The following is a 17,830-nucleotide window of genomic DNA, read 5'->3' as shown; positions in this document are numbered from 1 at the left end:
TTCTGGTCATCGGTTGTTAAAAATTTCATTTTCCTGTCAGGACTATGCCGTGGCAATCTTTGATATTGATAAAGATGAATTACTTGGACTCTCAGATACTCTTTTGGAAGAGTTAATTGCTCGCCTTGCTGAAGCCGAAGTAGCTGCCAGAGGTTACAGTCCGGCCTGGGTGCGCTGGTCGGGATCGATCAATGCACCAGATGGTGGAATTGATGTCCACGTGCAGGTGCCGGTCGAACAACTCAACAGCGGGTTTATTGAGCGACCAGATACCGTTTTCCAGGCCAAGAAACACAAGATGCGCAGGGCCGATATTCTGCGAGAGATGGCTCCTTCAGGCGTCCTTTCTCCCATGATATCCGGCCAGGCCAGAAATGGGGGAAGCTATATCATTGTCAGTCTGGGCGAGGATTGCACTCCCCCCATGCTTGCCGAACGCGTTGCTGCAATGCGGGAGTCTGTCAGACATGATCCCTGTCATCAGAACCTTCATCTAGCCTTCTATGATCGCTCTAAGTTAGCTCAGTGGATACAACAGCATCCGTCAGTGATGCTGTGGGTCAACAGAAAACTGGGGAGGGGATATTCCGGCTGGCAGCCTTACGGAGCATGGAGTTGTCCACCAGAGGGGGTGGCAGATATTCTGATTACTGCATCCGGTATCACGATCTCGCTCCCGTCTGAAAAAGGTCATCCCCTGAGTATTGAGGAAGCCATCGTACCGATACGCCAGCTTATCCGGGCCACCAGGAAAGCTGTTCGAATTACCGGTCTATCGGGTGTCGGTAAAACGAGGATCGTTCAGGCATTGTTTGATGAAACCGTTGGGTCCGATGCTCTGGAGCGCACCCTGGCGGTCTATGCCGATACCGGTGACGATCCGGCCCCTTCAGCAGCAGCCATGCTGGAACGACTCATCGCCGACCAGCACAGCGCAATTATGGTTCTCGATAATTGTCCCTCTGAGCTCCATGCTTCCCTCGCGGCGAGAGTTACCTCTCAGGGGAGCAGGATAAAACTTATCACCGTTGAGTATGATATTCGGGAGGACAAACCTCAGACCACGGAGGTGATCCACATCGAGGCGGTAGGACCGGAAGTCGCAGAAAAACTTCTGTTGCGCCGTTTCCCCAGTATTGGACAGTTGAACGCCCGGCGGATCGCTGAATTCGCTGACGGAAATGCCAGAGTCTCGCTGGCTATCGCTGAGAGAGTGGATGAGGGGGAGTCGTTGGCCGTTCTGTCCGATGCACAACTCTTCGACAGACTTTTTGAACAACGTCATGAACGAGACGAAGGATTACGGGAGCAGGCCGAGATACTTTCGCTGGTGTACTCGTTTTCGAGTGACTTTTCTGAAACCGGCGACAGTGAATTGGAGATCCTTGGCACGCTCGCGGGCTATTCACATAACCAGTTGTACCGTACGCTCAAGAAGCTGACCGATCGCCACATGCTTCAGGCCAGATCGCACTGGCGAGCCATCTTACCCCATGCTATCGCGAACAAACTGGCCGCCTCCGCTCTGGATAGCTTCCCGGTTGCGTTTCTGAGGTCCACCTTTGAAGCGCCAGGACGGGATCGCCTTCTTATGTCGTTTGCTCACCGGCTGGGCCTTTTACACGATCATCCGGTGGCAAAGGAGATAGCTGCTACATGGCTTCAGCCGGAAGCCATACTGGGTAACCTGCTGGCGTTAGAGGACTTTCCGGTTCGTATGCTGGAATTCATTGCGCCGGTGGTGCCTGACGTTCTACTTAACCGGATTGACGAGGTCCTCAGGGCCGCAGACTTTAAAGGCCGGGAAAGACATTACGACCCACGCTGGAGTACCATCCTCAACCTTTTGCAGGCACTGGCCTGGGAACCTTCATACTTTGACCGTTGCGCCAGCCTTCTGCTGCAAATAGCGGATCATGAAACGGATAAGTATCGTCAGGAGAATACACGGGACAGACTCACATTGTTCTGTCAGCCCTATCTGTCAGGTACACACGCTTCTCTGGAGCAGCGGATTGCGCTTCTGGAGGCTTGTCTTACTTCAGGTTTATTACAGCGTCGCACGCTGGGGCTGAAAATGCTTTCTGCCGGACTTAGCGGTTCTACGTGGACAAGTTCGGGTATATATGAGTTTGGTGCCCGCCCGAGGGATTACGGGGCAGAGCCAGACTATGACGCGTTGATGGCGTGGCGACATGCGTTCATCGCAATTACCGTTCGCGTCGGGAACGCCGATGATATGCATCTTGCCAACGGTGCGCGGACAGTTCTGGCAAATGCACTCAGTGACCTGTGGAGTGACAAGAGGATGGGCTCCGTCCTCATTGATGCCGCACGTACATTGCATGCCTGTCTTCCCTGGGGGGAGGGCTGGAAGGCGATTCGGACAAAACTGTACTTTGTGCGGAAGGATCCTCAGATATCGCCCGTGCTGCTTAAAACTCTTGATGCTCTGGAAAGGAAGCTCAGACCGAATGATTTGCTTTCCGGTATCCGGTTTTATGTCCTGAGCAAAGGCCACCACAACTGGGTGCTTGATGACGACTTTAACCGAAATGACCAGGACCGATACGCTGAAGCAGAAGAGCGACTGATGGCCAGAGCAGAGCAACTGGGGCGTGAGTTTGCCGCTTCAACACTTTGTCTTTCTGACCTGAGACCCAATCTGTTCTCTTCTGAGTGGATGCCTTACCGGAGCGTATTCGGACAGGGGCTTGCTCAGGGAACCGCGAGTCCTCGTGAAGTTTGGCAATTGCTTATAAAAGAACTGGAACAGGACTCTACTGAAAATAAAGATTTTTCGGTATTTCTAGGCTTTATCGAAGGCGTGGATCGTATTAATGAAGCGCTAGCCCATGAATTTCTGGATCACTGCGCTGTGCATCCTTCACTCTGTCGAGTTCTGGTTAATTTGCATCCCCATCGAGATTTTACAGAAACGGACCTCAATCGATGCATGTCGCTTCTGGATAAACTTGATACTCGTCCAGTTATGTTTGACGCCATTTTTTGGCAAAAAAAATGCCTGCATCTCCCAGTACCTCGAGTGCTCGAACTGGCCGAACAACTGTTAGCCAAAGAAAATGGCGCTGAGGTGATTCTGAATGGGCTAGGGATGAGGCTACATGGCAAAAAAGCGACAGAGGACATGCCTGATCCGGAACTCCTTCAAATCGGTCTCAGGGCAGCCATTCAGGCTTTACAGAAAGATGCTGACGATCGGGGCGGTCTCTTTGATGACTTTATGGAATCTGTCGTAGCGGCAGCATTGCAATTTGGCAGCTATGAAGGGAGAAAAGAACACTGGCTGGATGCAATCTTCTCAGCGATTGATAAACACTATGGTTACATGAATGGTTACCGTAAAACCATTCAGACAACGGTGTCACTCATACCTGAAGCGTTTCTCTCCCGTCTCTTTGCGGATTCTGAAGATCAACGATGCATGCGGCTGTTCTTCATGCGTAGCGGCATTTCGGATACTCCGCTGCTTTCATGTGTTGCCATCGAAACCTTGATTGACTGGTGCTCCAGGAGTGACGATCCCAAGGTATGGGCATATGTGCCACAAGGGTTAGAACTCTGGTCAAGTAGTAGTGACACAAGCAGCGTTACTTTGTGCGAGAACGCTATCAAATTCTTGGAAGCTGCACCTGAACCTTCAGTAGTTCTTGAGTCTTTTGCTGAATTAACGAACCCATCAAGTTGGAGTGGGAGTCTTGCGAATATATTACAGTGCCGGACTGACGCTATTGGTGAACTCATTGAACACGATCGGGACGACATTGCAAACGCTGCGAAAGAGATTCATGGGAAATCGATGCTTTTGATTGAACGTCAAAGGATTCGGGAACAGCGGAAAGAACGTGAAGGGGAACAGCGGTTTGAGTAGCGAAACGTCCGCTTTTCGCTTATAGCCGACGATGGATCCTATTCGCAAGCTCACCCTGCGGGCGGCCGGTCGGCCGTCCAAAATGTCTCTGCGATGCGAGCCATTTTGTCGAACCCTGTCGAGGATTCTCACCCCTCCCAGAGTGTGGTACATGCAATAAAAAAGCCTGAATGTGAATTCAGGCTTTCTCATTTAAGATGGCGGTGAGGGAGGGCTTGATTCGCAAGCTCACCCTGCGGGCGGCCGGTCGGCCGTCCAAAATGTCTCTGCGCTGCGAGCCATTTTGTCGAACCCTGTCGAGGATTCTCACCCCTCCCAGATTGGGGGATATGCAAAAAAAAGTCTGAACGTTAGCTCAGACTTCTTCTTTAAATATGGCGGTGAGGGAGGGGTTCGAACCCTCGATACACTTACGCGTATACACACTTTCCAGGCGTGCTCCTTCAGCCACTCAGACACCTCACCGTTTTGTCATCGGCAACGGTTTACGCTGTCGACGGGCGCTAATGTAGGAGAATCTGATCCCAGCGTCAATAGCCTTGTGCCATAACCGTGTGCGTTTAGCCAAACTTCCAGCAATCTGCTGATTTGTCGCACGATAATTCCTCCTTCTCTCTGCCAGTTTATTCTTGCATAGTGCGGCAAAGCGCGAAAGGATAGCTAAAAATCCACCCAAGAAGGGAACCGGCAGTGAATATTATTTTCTATCACCCGTTTTTTGATGCGCAAGATTGGCTGGCAGGAATGGCGAAGCGCTTACCACAGGCGAATATCCGGGCATGGCAACCGGGGGATAATCGTCCGGCGGACTACGCGCTGGTATGGCGGCCACCTTATGAGATGCTGACCAACCGCCGCGATCTGAAAGGGATCTTTGCTCTGGGAGCTGGCGTAGACGCCATCCTTGAGCAGGAACGTCAGCATCCCGGTGTCCTACCTGCGGGAGTACCGCTAATCCGGCTGGAGGATACCGGCATGGCGCAGCAGATGGATGAATACGCGTTGGCTGGCGTATTGCGCTATTTTCGTCGTTTTGATGAGTATCAGTTGCAGCAACAGCAGCAGAACTGGTTGCCGCTTGAGCCTCATCAGCAAAGTGATTTCACCATCGGCATTCTGGGCGCCGGGGTATTGGGGAAAAGTGTGGCGCAAAAGCTGGTGGCGTTCGGTTTTAACGTCCGCTGCTGGAGCCGCAGCCCCAAGCAGATTGAGCACGTACAGAGTTTTGCCGGGCAACCTCAGTTAGCGGCGTTTCTTGATGGCACGCGGTTGCTGATCAACCTGTTGCCCAATACGCCTGAAACTGCGGGTATCCTTAATCGCCAGCTGTTTAGCCGTTTGGTGCCAGGCGCTTACCTGATCAACATTGCACGCGGTGCTCATCTGGTGGAAGACGATCTGCTGGCGATGTTGGCACAAGGGCAACTGGCGGCCGCCATGCTTGACGTCTTCGTCAACGAACCTTTGCCGTCCGCTCATGCCTTCTGGCGTCATCCCCGTGTCACGATTACCCCGCATATTGCTGCTGTTACTCTGCCGGAACAGGCGATGGATCAGGTTAGTGCCAACCTCCTGCGGCTTGAGGCGGGTGAACAGCCTGCTGGACTGGTTGATATTCAGCGTGGCTATTGATGCTTTCCCAATCCGTTAACATGTCGCTAGCGGCGTTAACTGCTATCATGAACAAGGATCGGCCGCCATCCGCTGACCCTGGCGAGCGCCTAAGAAGGAGAAAGAATGTACCCCGTTGATTTACATATGCATACCGTAGCCAGTACCCATGCCTATAGCACCCTGCACGACTATATCGCCGAAGCGAAACACAAAGGCATCAAACTGTTCGCCATCACCGACCACGGGCCGGATATGGCCGATGCGCCACACTACTGGCACTTTATGAACATGCGTGTGTGGCCACGCCTGGTGGATGGCATTGGCATTCTGCGTGGCATTGAGGCCAATATCAAAAACCTGGCCGGCGATATCGACTGCACCGGACCCATGCTCAACGAAATCGATCTGATTATTGCCGGGTTCCATGAGCCGGTATTTGCTCCGCAGGATCGGGCCGCCAACACCGAGGCGATGATTGCCGCCATGGCGCAGGGCGATGTCCATATCATCAGCCATCCGGGCAACCCAAAATATCCGGTCGATATCCCGGCGATAGCCGCAGCGGCAGCCAAATATCAAGTAGCGTTGGAGCTGAATAACTCTTCGTTTATTCATTCCCGCAAGGGCAGTGAATCAAATTGCCGTGCGATAGCTGCCGCAGTGCGTGACGCTGGCGGCTGGCTGGCATTAGGCTCTGACTCGCATGTGGCTTTTGCTCTCGGTGGTTTTGAACACTGCGAGCGTATCCTTGAGGAAGTGGATTTCCCGCAGGAGCGCGTTTTAAACGTGTCACCGCGCCGGATCCTGAACTTTCTTGAGCAGCGTGGCAGACCGGCAATTGCGGAATTAGCCGATCTGTGACATCGTCACGGCAAATTTTAGTTTTATAGGGTGTTATCATGAATGAGTTTTCCGTTGTCTGCCGGGTGTTAGGCACGCTGTTTTACCGCCAGCCGCAGGATCCGTTGTTGGAGCCGCTGTTTACCTTGATCAAAGAGGGCAAACTGCAACAGCACTGGCCGCTTGAGCAGGACGAACTGCTGACTCGTTTGCAACAGCATTGTACCGATCCGCAGTTGGCCGCCGATTTTAACGCTCTGTTTGTCGGCAGTGAGTGCAGCGTCTCACCACTGCGTTCGTCCTACGTTGAAGGTGCCAGCGAAGCGGACGTGCGGGTATTTCTCCAGCAGCGTGGGATGCCATTAGGTGAAGCGCCAGCCGATCATTTCGGTTCGCTGTTGTTGGCCGCCTCCTGGCTGGAAGATCAGTCGCAGGAAGATGAAGTCCAGGCGCAAATCACGCTGTTTAACGAGTTCTTGCTGCCTTGGTGTGGCCGCTTCCTGGGTAAGGTTGAAGCACACGCCACCAGCGGTTTTTACCGTACTTTGTCAGAGATCGCTCGCCATGCCATCGCAGCTATGTGTGATGAGCTAGCAGAGTATGAACAGGATGAAGAAGGGAAGGACGAACAAGAGTAAATGAACGAGGGCGCAGCAAGCACTGCGCCCAAAAGAATTAATCGGTGAACGGGATCACCAACTGACCGGGCTTCACTTCCAACCCTTTAGCCAGTTTGAGTGCCATGGCTTCCGTTTTGCTCTTATCCGCATTGAGAACATACACCGGTTTCTGATCGAAATACGATTTCAACGACTGATTCAGGTAAGGCGACAGAGCCTTCATCACCGTATCCATCTTCTCCGGCTGCACCTGGTAATCGACCAATTCCATGTCTTTGAGGAAGATCGCACCCTTTTCGCGGTCGTAGACCGGTTGCGCCTTCAACGTTAGCTGCAAATCGGCGGCCTGTGGCCCGAGGATCGAAGTAATATTGACCTTGGCATTACCAGACAATGTCACCTTGTTAGGTTCAGTGCGGCCAATCTGGCTCTGCAACTGGGTTAACACGATATTGGCATCAACCAACCCCGGTACGCCGATCTGCTTTTGGTAGTCGTTGTGTTTTTGCAGGTAATTATTCACTTCCTGCTCGCTGACGCTGTATTGGGTAAGCTGGTTACAGCCGACAAGCGTACCGGCAACGACCAGGGCAGCCATGCCCATCAGGATCTTCTTCATTCAAACCTCGTAAAACGAAAATGCGGCAGACTTTGACTGTTGCAAACCAAAGGTGACTGCCAGCAAAGAAAAATTTCAGCTCGCAGGATAACAGATGACGCGGCGCAAAGGGGTTTTTACCTAGTCGGATAAGGCTGAAATTACCTATCGCCGCAGCCGCCATACCAACAGCACCACGCCTCCCAGACAGGTTAACCCGCCAAGCGCGGGGAACAGAGGAATGCCCCACAGCTGGCTGGTGGAACGCATCAGATAAGGAGCCAGCCCCAGTGCGAATGCCGCCGTGACGATCGCAATGGCCAGCGTGACCGCCGCACGTTCCAAAGCTTTGCTGAGCTGGCCGAGGTTCTTGACGTTGATTTCGGCGTCGATCTTGCCCTGCTTTAAACGGCGCATCAGCAAACGAATGGCCTGTGGCAGTTCCTCTCCGGCATCCAGCGCTTCGCCACCCAGCAATAGAGCACGACGGCGCAGCGCTTCGGGTGTATAGCGCTGGAGCATCACCTGGCGCAACATCGGTTTAAGGGTGGCTACGATATCAAAGGCGGGATCCAAGCGGTGTAAAACGCCATCCGCGGTGATCAGCGCCTTGAATAACAGCACCAGATCGGGAGGTAACGGTAGCTGATGCTCACGGGCCATCACCAACAGGTCGGTAAGTGCCTTGCCCAGCGTCAGGGTGCTTGAGGCTTGCTTATCGAGAAAGTTTTGCGCAGCCTGTTCCAGATCGGTCAGATCCAGTTCCTGGCTGTCAGACCAGGCGATCAGCGTATTGACGATGCCGTCGCTCTGGCGCTCCGCAATGGCCTGCAGCAACAGCAGAAGTTGGTTACGCCGCCGTTCCGACAGCTGGCCAACCATGCCAAAATCGATAAACCCTACGTGGTTGTCGCCCAGGGCCATTACGTTACCGGGATGAGGATCGGCGTGATAAAGCCGATGTTCCAGCACCATGGTCATAAATGCCTGCGCGCCACGCTGTGCCAGCAACGGGCCATCGAACCCGGCGGCGGCTAATTGCTGCGGATTTTCGGGGGCGATGCCGGGCAGATATTGTTGTACCAGCAGGCGTTTTGACGAGTGCTGCCAATAAATTTTCGGGATCACCACTTCGGGCTGTTTGGCAAAGTGTTCCGCAACCCGATCGCAATTATTACCTTCATGCGTCAGATCCAGCTCGTGATTGAGCGCGGTGGCCAGCGTTTGCACCATCTGGTGCGGGCGATAACGCGCCAGTGCCGGGCTTTGTTGCTCCACGGTTTCTGCCAGATAGGCCAATAGGCGCAGATCGGCATGAATGGTTTTGGCTAACCCTGGACGCAACACTTTCACCACCACCGACTCGCCACTGTGCAGGCGGGCGCGGTAGATTTGCGCCATAGAGGCGGCGGCTAGCGGGATGGGATCGAATTGGGCAAATACCTGCTGAGGATCACCGCCCAGATCGGCGGTGATCTGCGCGGCCAGCTTATCCCAGGGTAGGGTTGTCGCCTGGCTATGCAGGCGCTCCAGCTCGTCTGTCCAGCGCTGTTCCAGCAGGTCGGTGCGGGTGGCCAGGATCTGGCCGAATTTAACGAAGGTTGGCCCTAAAGCTTCCAGGGCCGCGCGCAGACGTTCTGGCAATGTCTGATTATCGACCTCCACGCCGCCGCTTCTCAGGCCGCCAAGCATCTTGCCTAACCCTAGCAGCCTGATGACATCCTGCAAACCGTAACGGATTAGTACGGAAGAGATTTCTTGCAGCCTGGCGCGGTCACGAGCGGTGACAAAAAACATTTTTAGCATCTGCGCGTGACTCCCTTATCGCCGATGTGGATCATTGCTCCATATCGAACAGCAACGGAATATCAACGCGCTGCGCCATGTGGTTGCGGTAAGCCTCCACGTTGTCCGGCAGGGCGACACCGGCCACGATCGACAGCGAGCGTAACAGCGGGAACAGATGGATATCATCTTCACTGAGCGTGCCGTTGACCGCTTCCGATGACTGGATCAGCGGGGAGAGCGTGGCCAGATCCTCTTCCAATTGGGCGATCAGGTCAGCGCTGTCGGCCAGTAATACGGCAAAATCACCGCTGGCGGCCTGTTTTTTGTCGCTGAAATAGCGGCGCGCGTTGTCAGTGGCGAACTCTTCGAAATCGGCATTGGCAAAGCGCGGTAACAGCAGTTTGTTGACGTAGGTGGCAGTGTGTTGCAACCATGCGGCGATGGCCGGATTGGTTTTTCCCGTCAGTAGCGGTTTGCCGTCCAGATTATCGACGTAATGCACGATATCCATGCTTTCGGGCAGATAGCTACCGTCGTCTTTTTGCAGGATTGGCGCCATCTTCTTGCCGATCATGCTGGTGGGGGTGATTTCGTCATCGCTTAGCAGGGTCACCAAACGCACCGGCAAATCCTTGAGGCCGAATATCATGCGAGCCTTTACGCAGAATGGGCAGTGGTCGTAAATAAACAGTTTCATGCATGCTCCTGTTGTCGGGTTTAGCAGCCAGTCTGGGCCGTTGCGCAGGTTGTTGTGGGATGATGCTCCATCATAAGCCTTTCTGCGCCGTTTTTTGTACTATCAGGATAGCAACTTTGGCAGAGTTGGTCGCCAGAGACTGCGCGCAAGGGATGCGCCCGGGCAAAAATCAGCCACCGCGGACGATTGCGGGGGCTGCGGTACGCGGATTAAATTGCCAGTACAAGGCAAACAGCGTGATAAAGCCCACCAGCCCCAGCAGGAACCAGGGCAACTCCGGCATGCCCATCGCATTGCCAGTGTCATACATCCAGCCACCGCCGGTATAACCCAATGCGCCGCCGAGTGCCAACCCCAGGCGGCTAAAGCCCATGTAGCTGCCGCGTGCCCGAGAGTCGGCCAGTGAGGCGCTCAAGGTCTCACGTGCCGGCTCGGCGATGATCGATCCCAGGTAGAAGCAGCAGATCAGAGTAAACACCGCTTGCAGGCTGGTGGCAAAGCCGACGGGCAGCAGGCTGAGGGTCATCAGCAGCAAGCCGGCCATCAGGCGTTGTTCCAACCGGAAGTGTTTTTCGCTCCAACGTGCCAGCGGGTATAGCAATGAAAGCGATAGCGCAGCTTCTATGGCGTACATCCATTTGACCGCCGACGGCGAACCGGCGATCTCGTTAACCACTATTGGCAGCATCAACATCACCTGTACCGATAACATGTAATAGCCGGTCAACGTCAACACATAGGTCAGGAAGCGGCGATCGCGCAGCACGCGCATCATGCCATCTTTCATCGGCGCTCGTATGGTAGAGATCCGGTAGTTGGGTAATAGCCAGGCGTTCCAGCCTGCGGCCAGCACGAAAATACCCGCGCCCACCCAGCAGACGAAATGGAAGTCGTACTGCAGCAGCCAACTGCCGATTAACGCACCGATTACGGCACCGGCGCTGTCTTGCATCATCAGCAGTGAATAGAAACGGCTCCGTTCATGCGGGCGAGTCAGTTTGATGACCAGCGCGGTACGGGGCGGATCGAACAGGGTGCCGCCAATGGCGGACAGCGCGCAGGAAAACCACAGTATCCAGGGTTGATCGGCCATCGCCATGGTGGCAAAGCCCGCCGCACGCAGCAGCATGCCGGTGACGATCATCGGTTTGGCGCCAAAACGGTCGGCAATCGCTCCACCAAAGATCCCCAATCCCTGCTGAATGAGTTGGCGTAACCCCAGAGCCAGGCCCACGACCACGGCCGCCCAGCCCAGTTGATCGACAAAGCGAATAGAAATAAGTGGGAAGACGACGAAAAAGCCTAAAACCACCAACAGGTTATCGAACAATAAAAAATACTTACCCAAGCTCCGAGCTTGCGATACCAGAGACATGCTTCACCACGAGCAGTTAAAAGGAGAGGAAGACTACCTAGATTATTCTCTACCCAATATGCGGCGGCTGATAGGGGGGTGATAGATAATATTTTTTAATCGTCAATACGTTACCTGAGTGGCAAAACTACACTTAAAAATGGGCAAAACAGCTAAGTGGCTATTTACTGAGCGCTCAGGGGCTTACCTGCCGGGCAGGCTACGGTTATATTACCGGGGGAATACGCGGTTTTACGCCGATAGTCTGCCATGAGTCATGCGAGATAACGCCTGAGCCCGTAGACGTTGACCCAATCAATACTTCTTATCGAACCGTTCTGACCGCGGGGGAAATGATGTTTGGCTATCGCTCTGCATCACCGAAAATACGCCTTACCACAGACCGGCTGGTTGTCCGTTTAGTTCACGAACGTGATGCCTACCGCCTGGCCGAATACTATGCCGAAAACCGGGCGTTCCTGAAGCCCTGGGAGCCGGTGCGCGATGATAGCCACTGTTACCCCTCTGGCTGGCAAGCCCGCCTGGCTATGATCACGGAAATGCAAAAGCAGGGCAGTGCCTACTATTTTATCCTGCTCGATCCGGAAGAACTTCATGTGTGCGGCGTGGCCAACTTCAGCAATGTGTTGCGCGGTTCGTTCCATGCCTGCTTCCTGGGATACTCCCTGGGTGAAAAGTGGCAGGGGCAGGGGCTGATGTACGAAGCGTTGCAAACGGCCATCCGTTATATGCAGCGCCAACAACGGATGCATCGCATTATGGCCAACTATATGCCACACAACCAACGCAGCGGAGCGTTGCTGACCCGGCTCGGTTTTGAACGCGAAGGCTATGCCAAGGATTACCTGCTGATCGACGGACAGTGGCAGGATCATGTGCTGACCGCATTGACCAATAAAGAGTGGCAACCACCACGCTGAGGCCGTAACAATGAAATATGAATTAAATGCCAAAGAAGCCCGAGTGATCGGCTGCATGATGGAAAAGCAGGTGACCACCCCTGACCAATATCCCCTTTCCCTGAATGCCATTACGCTGGCCTGTAATCAAAAAACCAACCGCGAGCCGGTGATGGACCTGTCGGAAAGCGAAGTCCAGCAGCAGCTCGATTTGCTGCTGAGAAGACACTTTTTGCGCACCTTAAGTGGTTTTGGCAATCGAGTAGTGAAGTATGAGCAGCGTTTTTGCAACTCCGAGTTCGGCCAACTGAAACTGTCGCCAGCCGAAGTGGCGGTAATTGCGACCCTGTTATTACGTGGCGCACAGACGCCGGGTGAACTGCGTACTCGCACCAACCGGATGCACGAATTCAACGACGTCAGCGAAGTGGAAGAGGTGTTGCAACAGTTGACGACCCGTGAAGATGGGCCGTTCGTGGTGCGTTTGCCGCGTGAGCCAGGCAAGCGTGAGAGCCGCTTTATGCACCTGTTCAGCGGCCAGATTGATGCGGCTCCGGCTGAAGCTGAGGAGGCCAATGCTGGTGAATTGACTGAACGCGTAGTGCGTCTGGAGGCCGAAGTCGCCGAATTGAAACAGCAGGTGCAGCAACTACTGGCGCGGGGTTCACATGAGTAAACTGCGTATCGGGGTCGTGGGTTTAGGCGGTATCGCGCAAAAGGCTTACCTGCCCATTCTTTCTCAAGCGGTGGACTGGCAGCTTGTCGGCGGCTTTTCACCGAATCAGCAGAAAGCCCAGCCGGTATGCGATAGCTATCGTATGCCCTATTTCTCTCGCCTTGATAGCTTGGCACAACAGTGTGATGCAGTGTTCGTACACAGCAGCACTGCTAGCCATTTTCAGGTAGTTGGGGAACTGTTGGCGCAGGGCGTACACGTCTATGTGGATAAACCGCTGGCGGAAACGTTGGATCAGGGTGAGCAACTGATCGAACTGGCCGCAAAGCAGGGCGTGGCACTGATGGTGGGCTTCAACCGCCGTTTTGCGCCGCTGTATCGCCAGTTGAAACAGCAAATGCAGCTACCGGCTTCGATCCGTATGGATAAACACCGCGCCAATAGCGTAGGACCCAAGGATCTGCGTTTTACCTTGCTGGATGACTATCTGCACGTGGTGGATACCGCGCTGTGGTTGGGAGGCGGGAACGCCAGCTTGCAGAGTGGCCAGTTGCGCGCAAACGAAGCGGGCGAGATGCTTTACGCGGAACACCACTTTGCCTGCGGTGACACCATCGTTACGACCAGCATGCACCGGCGTGCTGGCAGCCAACGGGAGAGCGTGCAGGCAGTCACCAACGGCGCGGTCTATCAACTGAACGATATGCGCCAATGGCTGCGGGAAGACCCGCAAGGCGTGCTCGAAAAACCAGCCCCAGGCTGGCAAACCACGCTGGAACAACGCGGTTTTGCCGGTGCGGTACACCATTTTATTCAGTCCATCAGCAACCAGACCGTGCCAGAAACCGCCGGAGAACAGGCCATTTACGCCCAGCGATTGATCGAGAAAATGCTGCGTGATGCCAGTTAACCCCATGTAACATATGGCGGTAGCTATTAACGGCGTGGAGCCGTAGACTAACGCCACTCAACTGACGCCTGCCAATGCAGGCGTTGATATTTACCCGTCGTACTCATCAGAAAAACCACATGAATCTACTTAAATCACTGGCAGCCGTTAGCTCGATGACCATGTTTTCACGGGTGCTGGGCTTTGCGCGTGATGCCATCGTGGCACGCGTTTTCGGGGCAGGGATGGCTACGGATGCTTTCTTTGTGGCGTTCAAGCTGCCAAACCTTTTACGCCGCATCTTTGCGGAAGGGGCTTTCTCCCAGGCGTTTGTGCCGATCCTGGCGGAATACAAAAGCCAGCAGGGGGAAGAGGCGACGCGCACCTTTGTTGCCTACGTTTCTGGCCTGCTGACGCTGGTACTGGCGGTAGTGACCGTGCTTGGTATGCTGGCTGCGCCCTGGGTGATCTTTATTACGGCTCCTGGTTTTACCGATACGCCGGATAAGTTTGCCCTGACCTCGTCGCTGTTACGTATCACCTTCCCTTATATTCTGCTGATTTCACTGGCCTCGCTGGTGGGGGCGATCCTCAACACCTGGAACCGTTTCTCCATCCCGGCCTTTGCGCCAACACTGTTGAACGTCAGCATGATCGGCTTTGCGCTATTTGCCGCGCCGTACTTCAATCCGCCGGTGCTGGCTTTGGCCTGGGCGGTGGTAGTGGGGGGCGTACTGCAACTGGGTTATCAATTACCGCACCTCAAGAAAATCGGCATGCTGGTATTGCCGCGCCTGAAGCTGAATGACGCTGGCGTATGGCGTGTGATGCGCCAGATGGGGCCAGCGATCCTGGGGGTTTCGGTCAGCCAGATCTCGCTGATCATCAATACCATCTTCGCCTCGTTCCTGGTCTCCGGCTCAGTTTCGTGGATGTATTACGCCGACCGCCTGATGGAGTTCCCGTCTGGGGTATTGGGCGTGGCATTGGGAACCATTCTGCTCCCGTCCTTGGCGAAGAGCTTCTCCAGCGGTAACCATGACCAATATAACCGCCTGATGGACTGGGGCCTTCGTCTGTGTTTTGTGCTGGCTTTGCCGAGTGCCATTGCGTTAGGCATCCTGGCCAAGCCGCTAACCGTTTCGTTGTTTCAGTACGGCAAGTTCTCCGCCTTTGATGCGGCGATGACCCAGCGCGCGCTGGTGGCCTATTCGGTTGGTTTGATGGGCCTGATCGTAGTGAAAGTGCTGGCACCGGGTTTCTACTCGCGCCAGGACATCAAAACGCCGGTCAAAATTGCCATCATTACGCTGATCCTGACCCAGGTGATGAACCTGATATTTATTGGTCCACTGAAGCATGCCGGGCTTTCGCTGTCGATTGGTTTGGGGGCCTGTCTGAATGCTTCGCTGCTGTATTGGCAACTGCGCAAGCAGGATATTTTCCAACCGCAACCCGGCTGGGCGATGTTCCTGTTCAAGCTGGTAGTCGCCGTGCTGGTGATGGCAGCGGTATTGCTTGGCGTGATGTGGCTGATGCCGGAATGGGATCAGGGCAATATGCTGGCTCGCTTACTGCGTCTGTCGGTCGTGGTGGCTGCGGGGATTGTTGCCTACTTCGCGGTGTTGGGGATCCTTGGTTTCCGCCCTAGAGACTTTGCTCGGCGGGTAGACTGATTTCCCACCGCTAATCACCAGATAACAAAAAGGTCGCTAACGCGACCTTTTTTACGGCTATCGAATGGGATTACATGCGTTCGACAGTTTCGATCCCGAGCGTATCCAGACCGGTTTTCAATGTTTTAGCGGTCAGCAGAGCCAACTTCAGGCGGCTCTGACGAGCTTCTTCGCTTTCGGCATTGAGGATCTGGCAATGCTCGTAGAAGCCAGAGAACAGCCCCGCCAGGTCGTACAGGTAGGTACACATCACGTGCGGCGTACCTTCACGGGCGACCACGGTGAGGGTTTCTTCGAACTGTAGCAGGCGAGTTGCCAGCGCGACTTCACGTTCTTCGGTCATCACCAACGGCAGCGTCAGGTTGCTTTCATCCACGCCAGCACGCTTGAACACCGAGGCGACGCGGGTATAGGCATACTGCATATACGGCGCGGTGTTGCCCTCGAAGGTCAGCATGTTATCCCAATCGAAGATGTAGTCCGTGGTACGGCTTTTCGACAGATCGGCATATTTCACCGCACCGATGCCGACCGCGTTCGCCACGTTCTGCATTTCGTCGGCAGGCATGTCCGGGTTCTTCTCGGCAATCAGTTTGCTGGCGCGTTCAACGGCTTCATCCAGCAGATCGGAGAGTTTGATGGTGCCGCCTGAACGGGTCTTGAACGGCTTGCCGTCTTTACCCAGCATCATGCCGAACATGTGGTGTTCCAGCGAGACGGAGTCTGGCACGTAACCTGCTTTGCGCACGATAGTCCAGGCTTGCATCAGGTGCTGATGCTGGCGCGAGTCGATGTAATACAGAACACGATCGGCACCCAGGGTCTCGAAACGGTATTTGGCGCAGGCAATATCGGTAGTGGTATACAGATAACCGCCATCTTTCTTCTGGATGATGACCCCCATCGGATCGCCGTCTTTATTTTTGTACTCGTCAAGGAACACCACGGTAGCGCCTTCGCTTTCTACCGCCAGCCCTTTCGCCTTGAGATCGGCAACGATGCCCGGCAGCATGGCGTTGTACAGGCTTTCGCCCATGACGTCATCTTCGGTCAGGGTGACATTCAGACGGTTATAGGTCAGTTGGTTCTGCGCCATGGTGATGTCCACCAGCTTGCGCCACATCTTCAGACAGTATTCGTCGCCGCCTTGCAGTTTGACCACGTAACCACGGGCGCGCAGAGCGAAATCTTCGTCTTCGTCGTAGTTTTTCTTGGCTTCGCGGTAAAATTGCTCCAGATCCGACAGCCCCATATCGCTGGCGTGCTCGTTTTGCATCTTTTCCAGGTAGGCGATCAGCATGCCGAACTGGGTACCCCAGTCGCCCACATGGTTGGCGCGTATGACTTTATGGCCCAGGAATTCCTGAGTACGGGCAGCGGCATCGCCAATAATGGTGGAGCGCAGGTGACCCACGTGCATTTCTTTCGCCACATTGGGCGCAGAATAGTCGATCACGATGGTTTGCTGCTTAACGGGGGCAATGCCCAGCTTAGCTGCGCCCAGGGTGGCATCGGCCTGGCGGGCAACCCATTCGCTGTTCAGGAAGATATTGATAAAGCCAGGGCCGGCAATTTCCACTTTGCTGCTGATGTCACCCAGGTCCAGCAGTTGCACGACTTTCTCTGCCAGTTGTCGTGGCGGCATACCAAGATTTTTGGCAACGGACATCACGCCGTTGGCCTGATAGTCACCAAACTGTGCTTTCGCGGACTGACGAACCTGAGCTTCGCAATCGGCAGGTGCACCTGCGGCAATCAGCGCCTGGCTGACCTTATCTGATAGAAGAGCCTGAATATTCACCGGGTTACCTTAAATGACAAACGAGGGCCGTGCAGTACGCCCTCCGGATCAAAAGGTGGTTTTACTCTGTTGGCCTGCAAAACGCCTTGGCGCACAACTTGCAGTCCAGCAGGGACGACGCCGCACATCGCAGGCGACGCTCAACCACAAAACAGCCTGCAATTGTAACCGATTGACGGCACCGCGTCAGTAGTTGACGCGGGCTGGCATGGTGAAAGATGGGGAAAAGTGAAGGCCAAAAAGGTAAGTCGGTGAATCAAACCGTCCGCTGTCATAGGTTTGATGGGTGCGGATTAATGGACGCTTTAGCGCTTTTTATTGCCTCGGCCAGAGCGTAACACACTATTCTGACGAGTTTTGAAATGGCGATAAATCGCGTAGCCAGCGATGGCTATTAAAACAAGGGATATACCTAACAGGATCATGTTTATTTATCCAAAATCAAATGCTCTCCTAACCTAACTT

The 17,830-nt window shown here is 54.4% G+C and carries 13 protein-coding genes, 1 tRNA gene and 1 other RNA gene; 8 read left to right on the top strand and 7 right to left on the bottom strand.

The annotated features are described in order from the left end of the window. Window positions 1–13: 13 nt before the first annotated feature. On the top strand, window positions 14–3,892 hold the full coding sequence (locus tag WN53_RS22800) for a hypothetical protein (RefSeq protein ID WP_315902240.1): 3,879 nt from the start codon (window positions 14–16) through the stop codon (window positions 3,890–3,892). Between the two features lie 198 nt (window positions 3,893–4,090). Here WN53_RS22800 and WN53_RS27715 read toward each other — a convergent pair. Both WN53_RS27715 and WN53_RS22795 read right to left on the bottom strand, forming a co-directional pair. Beyond that, a non-coding RNA gene (locus tag WN53_RS27715) (RtT sRNA) lies at window positions 4,091–4,223 on the bottom strand. 44 nt (window positions 4,224–4,267) lie between these two features. Then, window positions 4,268–4,357: transfer RNA gene (locus WN53_RS22795), tRNA-Ser, on the bottom strand. Window positions 4,358–4,582: 225 nt separating this feature from the next. Between WN53_RS22795 and ghrA the strand changes: the two genes are divergently transcribed. The 3 genes from ghrA to WN53_RS22780 all read left to right on the top strand — a co-directional run bounded on the left by ghrA (window position 4,583) and on the right by WN53_RS22780 (window position 6,984). After that, window positions 4,583–5,524, top strand: coding sequence for a glyoxylate/hydroxypyruvate reductase GhrA (gene ghrA / locus WN53_RS22790; RefSeq protein ID WP_024486939.1), 942 nt, complete (start codon window positions 4,583–4,585; stop codon window positions 5,522–5,524). Between the two features lie 105 nt (window positions 5,525–5,629). Beyond that, window positions 5,630–6,367, top strand: a complete 738-nt coding sequence (locus WN53_RS22785; RefSeq protein ID WP_024486938.1) for a phosphatase — start codon at window positions 5,630–5,632, stop codon at window positions 6,365–6,367. Between the two features lie 38 nt (window positions 6,368–6,405). Further along, window positions 6,406–6,984 (top strand): TorD/DmsD family molecular chaperone, encoded by a 579-nt coding sequence (locus tag WN53_RS22780; RefSeq protein WP_024486937.1) that lies wholly within the window; start codon window positions 6,406–6,408, stop codon window positions 6,982–6,984. A gap of 37 nt (window positions 6,985–7,021) precedes the next feature. Here WN53_RS22780 and WN53_RS22775 read toward each other — a convergent pair whose 3' ends face one another. The 4 genes from WN53_RS22775 to mdtH form a co-directional block, all read right to left on the bottom strand. Continuing rightward, window positions 7,022–7,585: a lipoprotein gene (locus tag WN53_RS22775; RefSeq protein ID WP_024486936.1), complete on the bottom strand. Its 564-nt coding sequence runs from the start codon at window positions 7,583–7,585 to the stop codon at window positions 7,022–7,024. Between the two features lie 144 nt (window positions 7,586–7,729). Continuing rightward, on the bottom strand, window positions 7,730–9,370 hold the full coding sequence (locus WN53_RS22770) for an ABC1 kinase family protein (RefSeq protein ID WP_046808308.1): 1,641 nt from the start codon (window positions 9,368–9,370) through the stop codon (window positions 7,730–7,732). 31 nt (window positions 9,371–9,401) lie between these two features. Beyond that, window positions 9,402–10,049 (bottom strand): glutaredoxin 2, encoded by a 648-nt coding sequence (grxB, locus tag WN53_RS22765; protein ID WP_024486698.1) that lies wholly within the window; start codon window positions 10,047–10,049, stop codon window positions 9,402–9,404. Between the two features lie 169 nt (window positions 10,050–10,218). After that, window positions 10,219–11,424, bottom strand: coding sequence for a multidrug efflux MFS transporter MdtH (gene mdtH, locus WN53_RS22760; protein WP_024486699.1), 1,206 nt, complete (start codon window positions 11,422–11,424; stop codon window positions 10,219–10,221). Between the two features lie 335 nt (window positions 11,425–11,759). Between mdtH and rimJ the strand changes: the two genes are divergently transcribed. The 4 genes from rimJ (at window position 11,760) to murJ (ending at window position 15,564) form a co-directional block, all read left to right on the top strand. Then, a complete protein-coding gene (gene rimJ / locus WN53_RS22755) occupies window positions 11,760–12,344 on the top strand; it encodes a ribosomal protein S5-alanine N-acetyltransferase (protein ID WP_024486700.1) in 585 nt (194 codons plus the stop codon). A gap of 10 nt (window positions 12,345–12,354) precedes the next feature. Beyond that, window positions 12,355–12,999 carry a YceH family protein gene (locus tag WN53_RS22750; protein ID WP_024486701.1) on the top strand — a complete coding sequence of 215 codons (645 nt, stop codon included), beginning with the start codon at window positions 12,355–12,357 and terminating at the stop codon, window positions 12,997–12,999. After that, window positions 12,992–13,909 (top strand): Gfo/Idh/MocA family protein, encoded by a 918-nt coding sequence (locus tag WN53_RS22745; protein WP_046808307.1) that lies wholly within the window; start codon window positions 12,992–12,994, stop codon window positions 13,907–13,909. The genes WN53_RS22750 and WN53_RS22745 overlap by 8 nt, the downstream gene beginning before the upstream one ends. Window positions 13,910–14,028: 119 nt before the next feature. Then, the gene (gene murJ / locus WN53_RS22740; RefSeq protein ID WP_024530484.1) at window positions 14,029–15,564 is read left to right on the top strand and encodes a murein biosynthesis integral membrane protein MurJ; all 1,536 of its coding nucleotides are present in this window, start codon (window positions 14,029–14,031) and stop codon (window positions 15,562–15,564) included. 70 nt (window positions 15,565–15,634) lie between these two features. On the opposite strand, the gene argS is transcribed toward murJ, so the two are convergent. Further along, window positions 15,635–17,365, bottom strand: a complete 1,731-nt coding sequence (gene argS, locus WN53_RS22735; RefSeq protein ID WP_024486440.1) for an arginine--tRNA ligase — start codon at window positions 17,363–17,365, stop codon at window positions 15,635–15,637. Between the last annotated feature and the right edge of the window lie 465 nt (window positions 17,366–17,830).

The sequence above is a fragment of the Serratia fonticola genome, assembly GCF_001006005.1.
GTDB classification, from domain to species: domain Bacteria; phylum Pseudomonadota; class Gammaproteobacteria; order Enterobacterales; family Enterobacteriaceae; genus Chania; species Chania fonticola.
Note: the sequence above shows the minus strand (reverse complement) of the source record. Positions and strands in the feature narration are given on the sequence as shown.

Bases quoted from the DNA above. Each gene is read 5' to 3' on its own strand.
- WN53_RS22785 (WP_024486938.1), top strand. From the start codon at position 5,630: ATGTACCCCGTTGATTTACATATGCATACCGTAGCCAGTACCCATGCC.
- WN53_RS22780 (WP_024486937.1), top strand. From the start codon at position 6,406: ATGAATGAGTTTTCCGTTGTCTGCCGGGTGTTAGGCACGCTGTTTTAC.
- WN53_RS22775 (WP_024486936.1), bottom strand. From the start codon at position 7,585: ATGAAGAAGATCCTGATGGGCATGGCTGCCCTGGTCGTTGCCGGTACG.
- WN53_RS22770 (WP_046808308.1), bottom strand. From the start codon at position 9,370: ATGCTAAAAATGTTTTTTGTCACCGCTCGTGACCGCGCCAGGCTGCAA.
- grxB (WP_024486698.1), bottom strand. From the start codon at position 10,049: ATGAAACTGTTTATTTACGACCACTGCCCATTCTGCGTAAAGGCTCGC.
- mdtH (WP_024486699.1), bottom strand. From the start codon at position 11,424: ATGTCTCTGGTATCGCAAGCTCGGAGCTTGGGTAAGTATTTTTTATTG.
- rimJ (WP_024486700.1), top strand. From the start codon at position 11,760: ATGTTTGGCTATCGCTCTGCATCACCGAAAATACGCCTTACCACAGAC.
- WN53_RS22750 (WP_024486701.1), top strand. From the start codon at position 12,355: ATGAAATATGAATTAAATGCCAAAGAAGCCCGAGTGATCGGCTGCATG.
- WN53_RS22745 (WP_046808307.1), top strand. From the start codon at position 12,992: ATGAGTAAACTGCGTATCGGGGTCGTGGGTTTAGGCGGTATCGCGCAA.
- murJ (WP_024530484.1), top strand. From the start codon at position 14,029: ATGAATCTACTTAAATCACTGGCAGCCGTTAGCTCGATGACCATGTTT.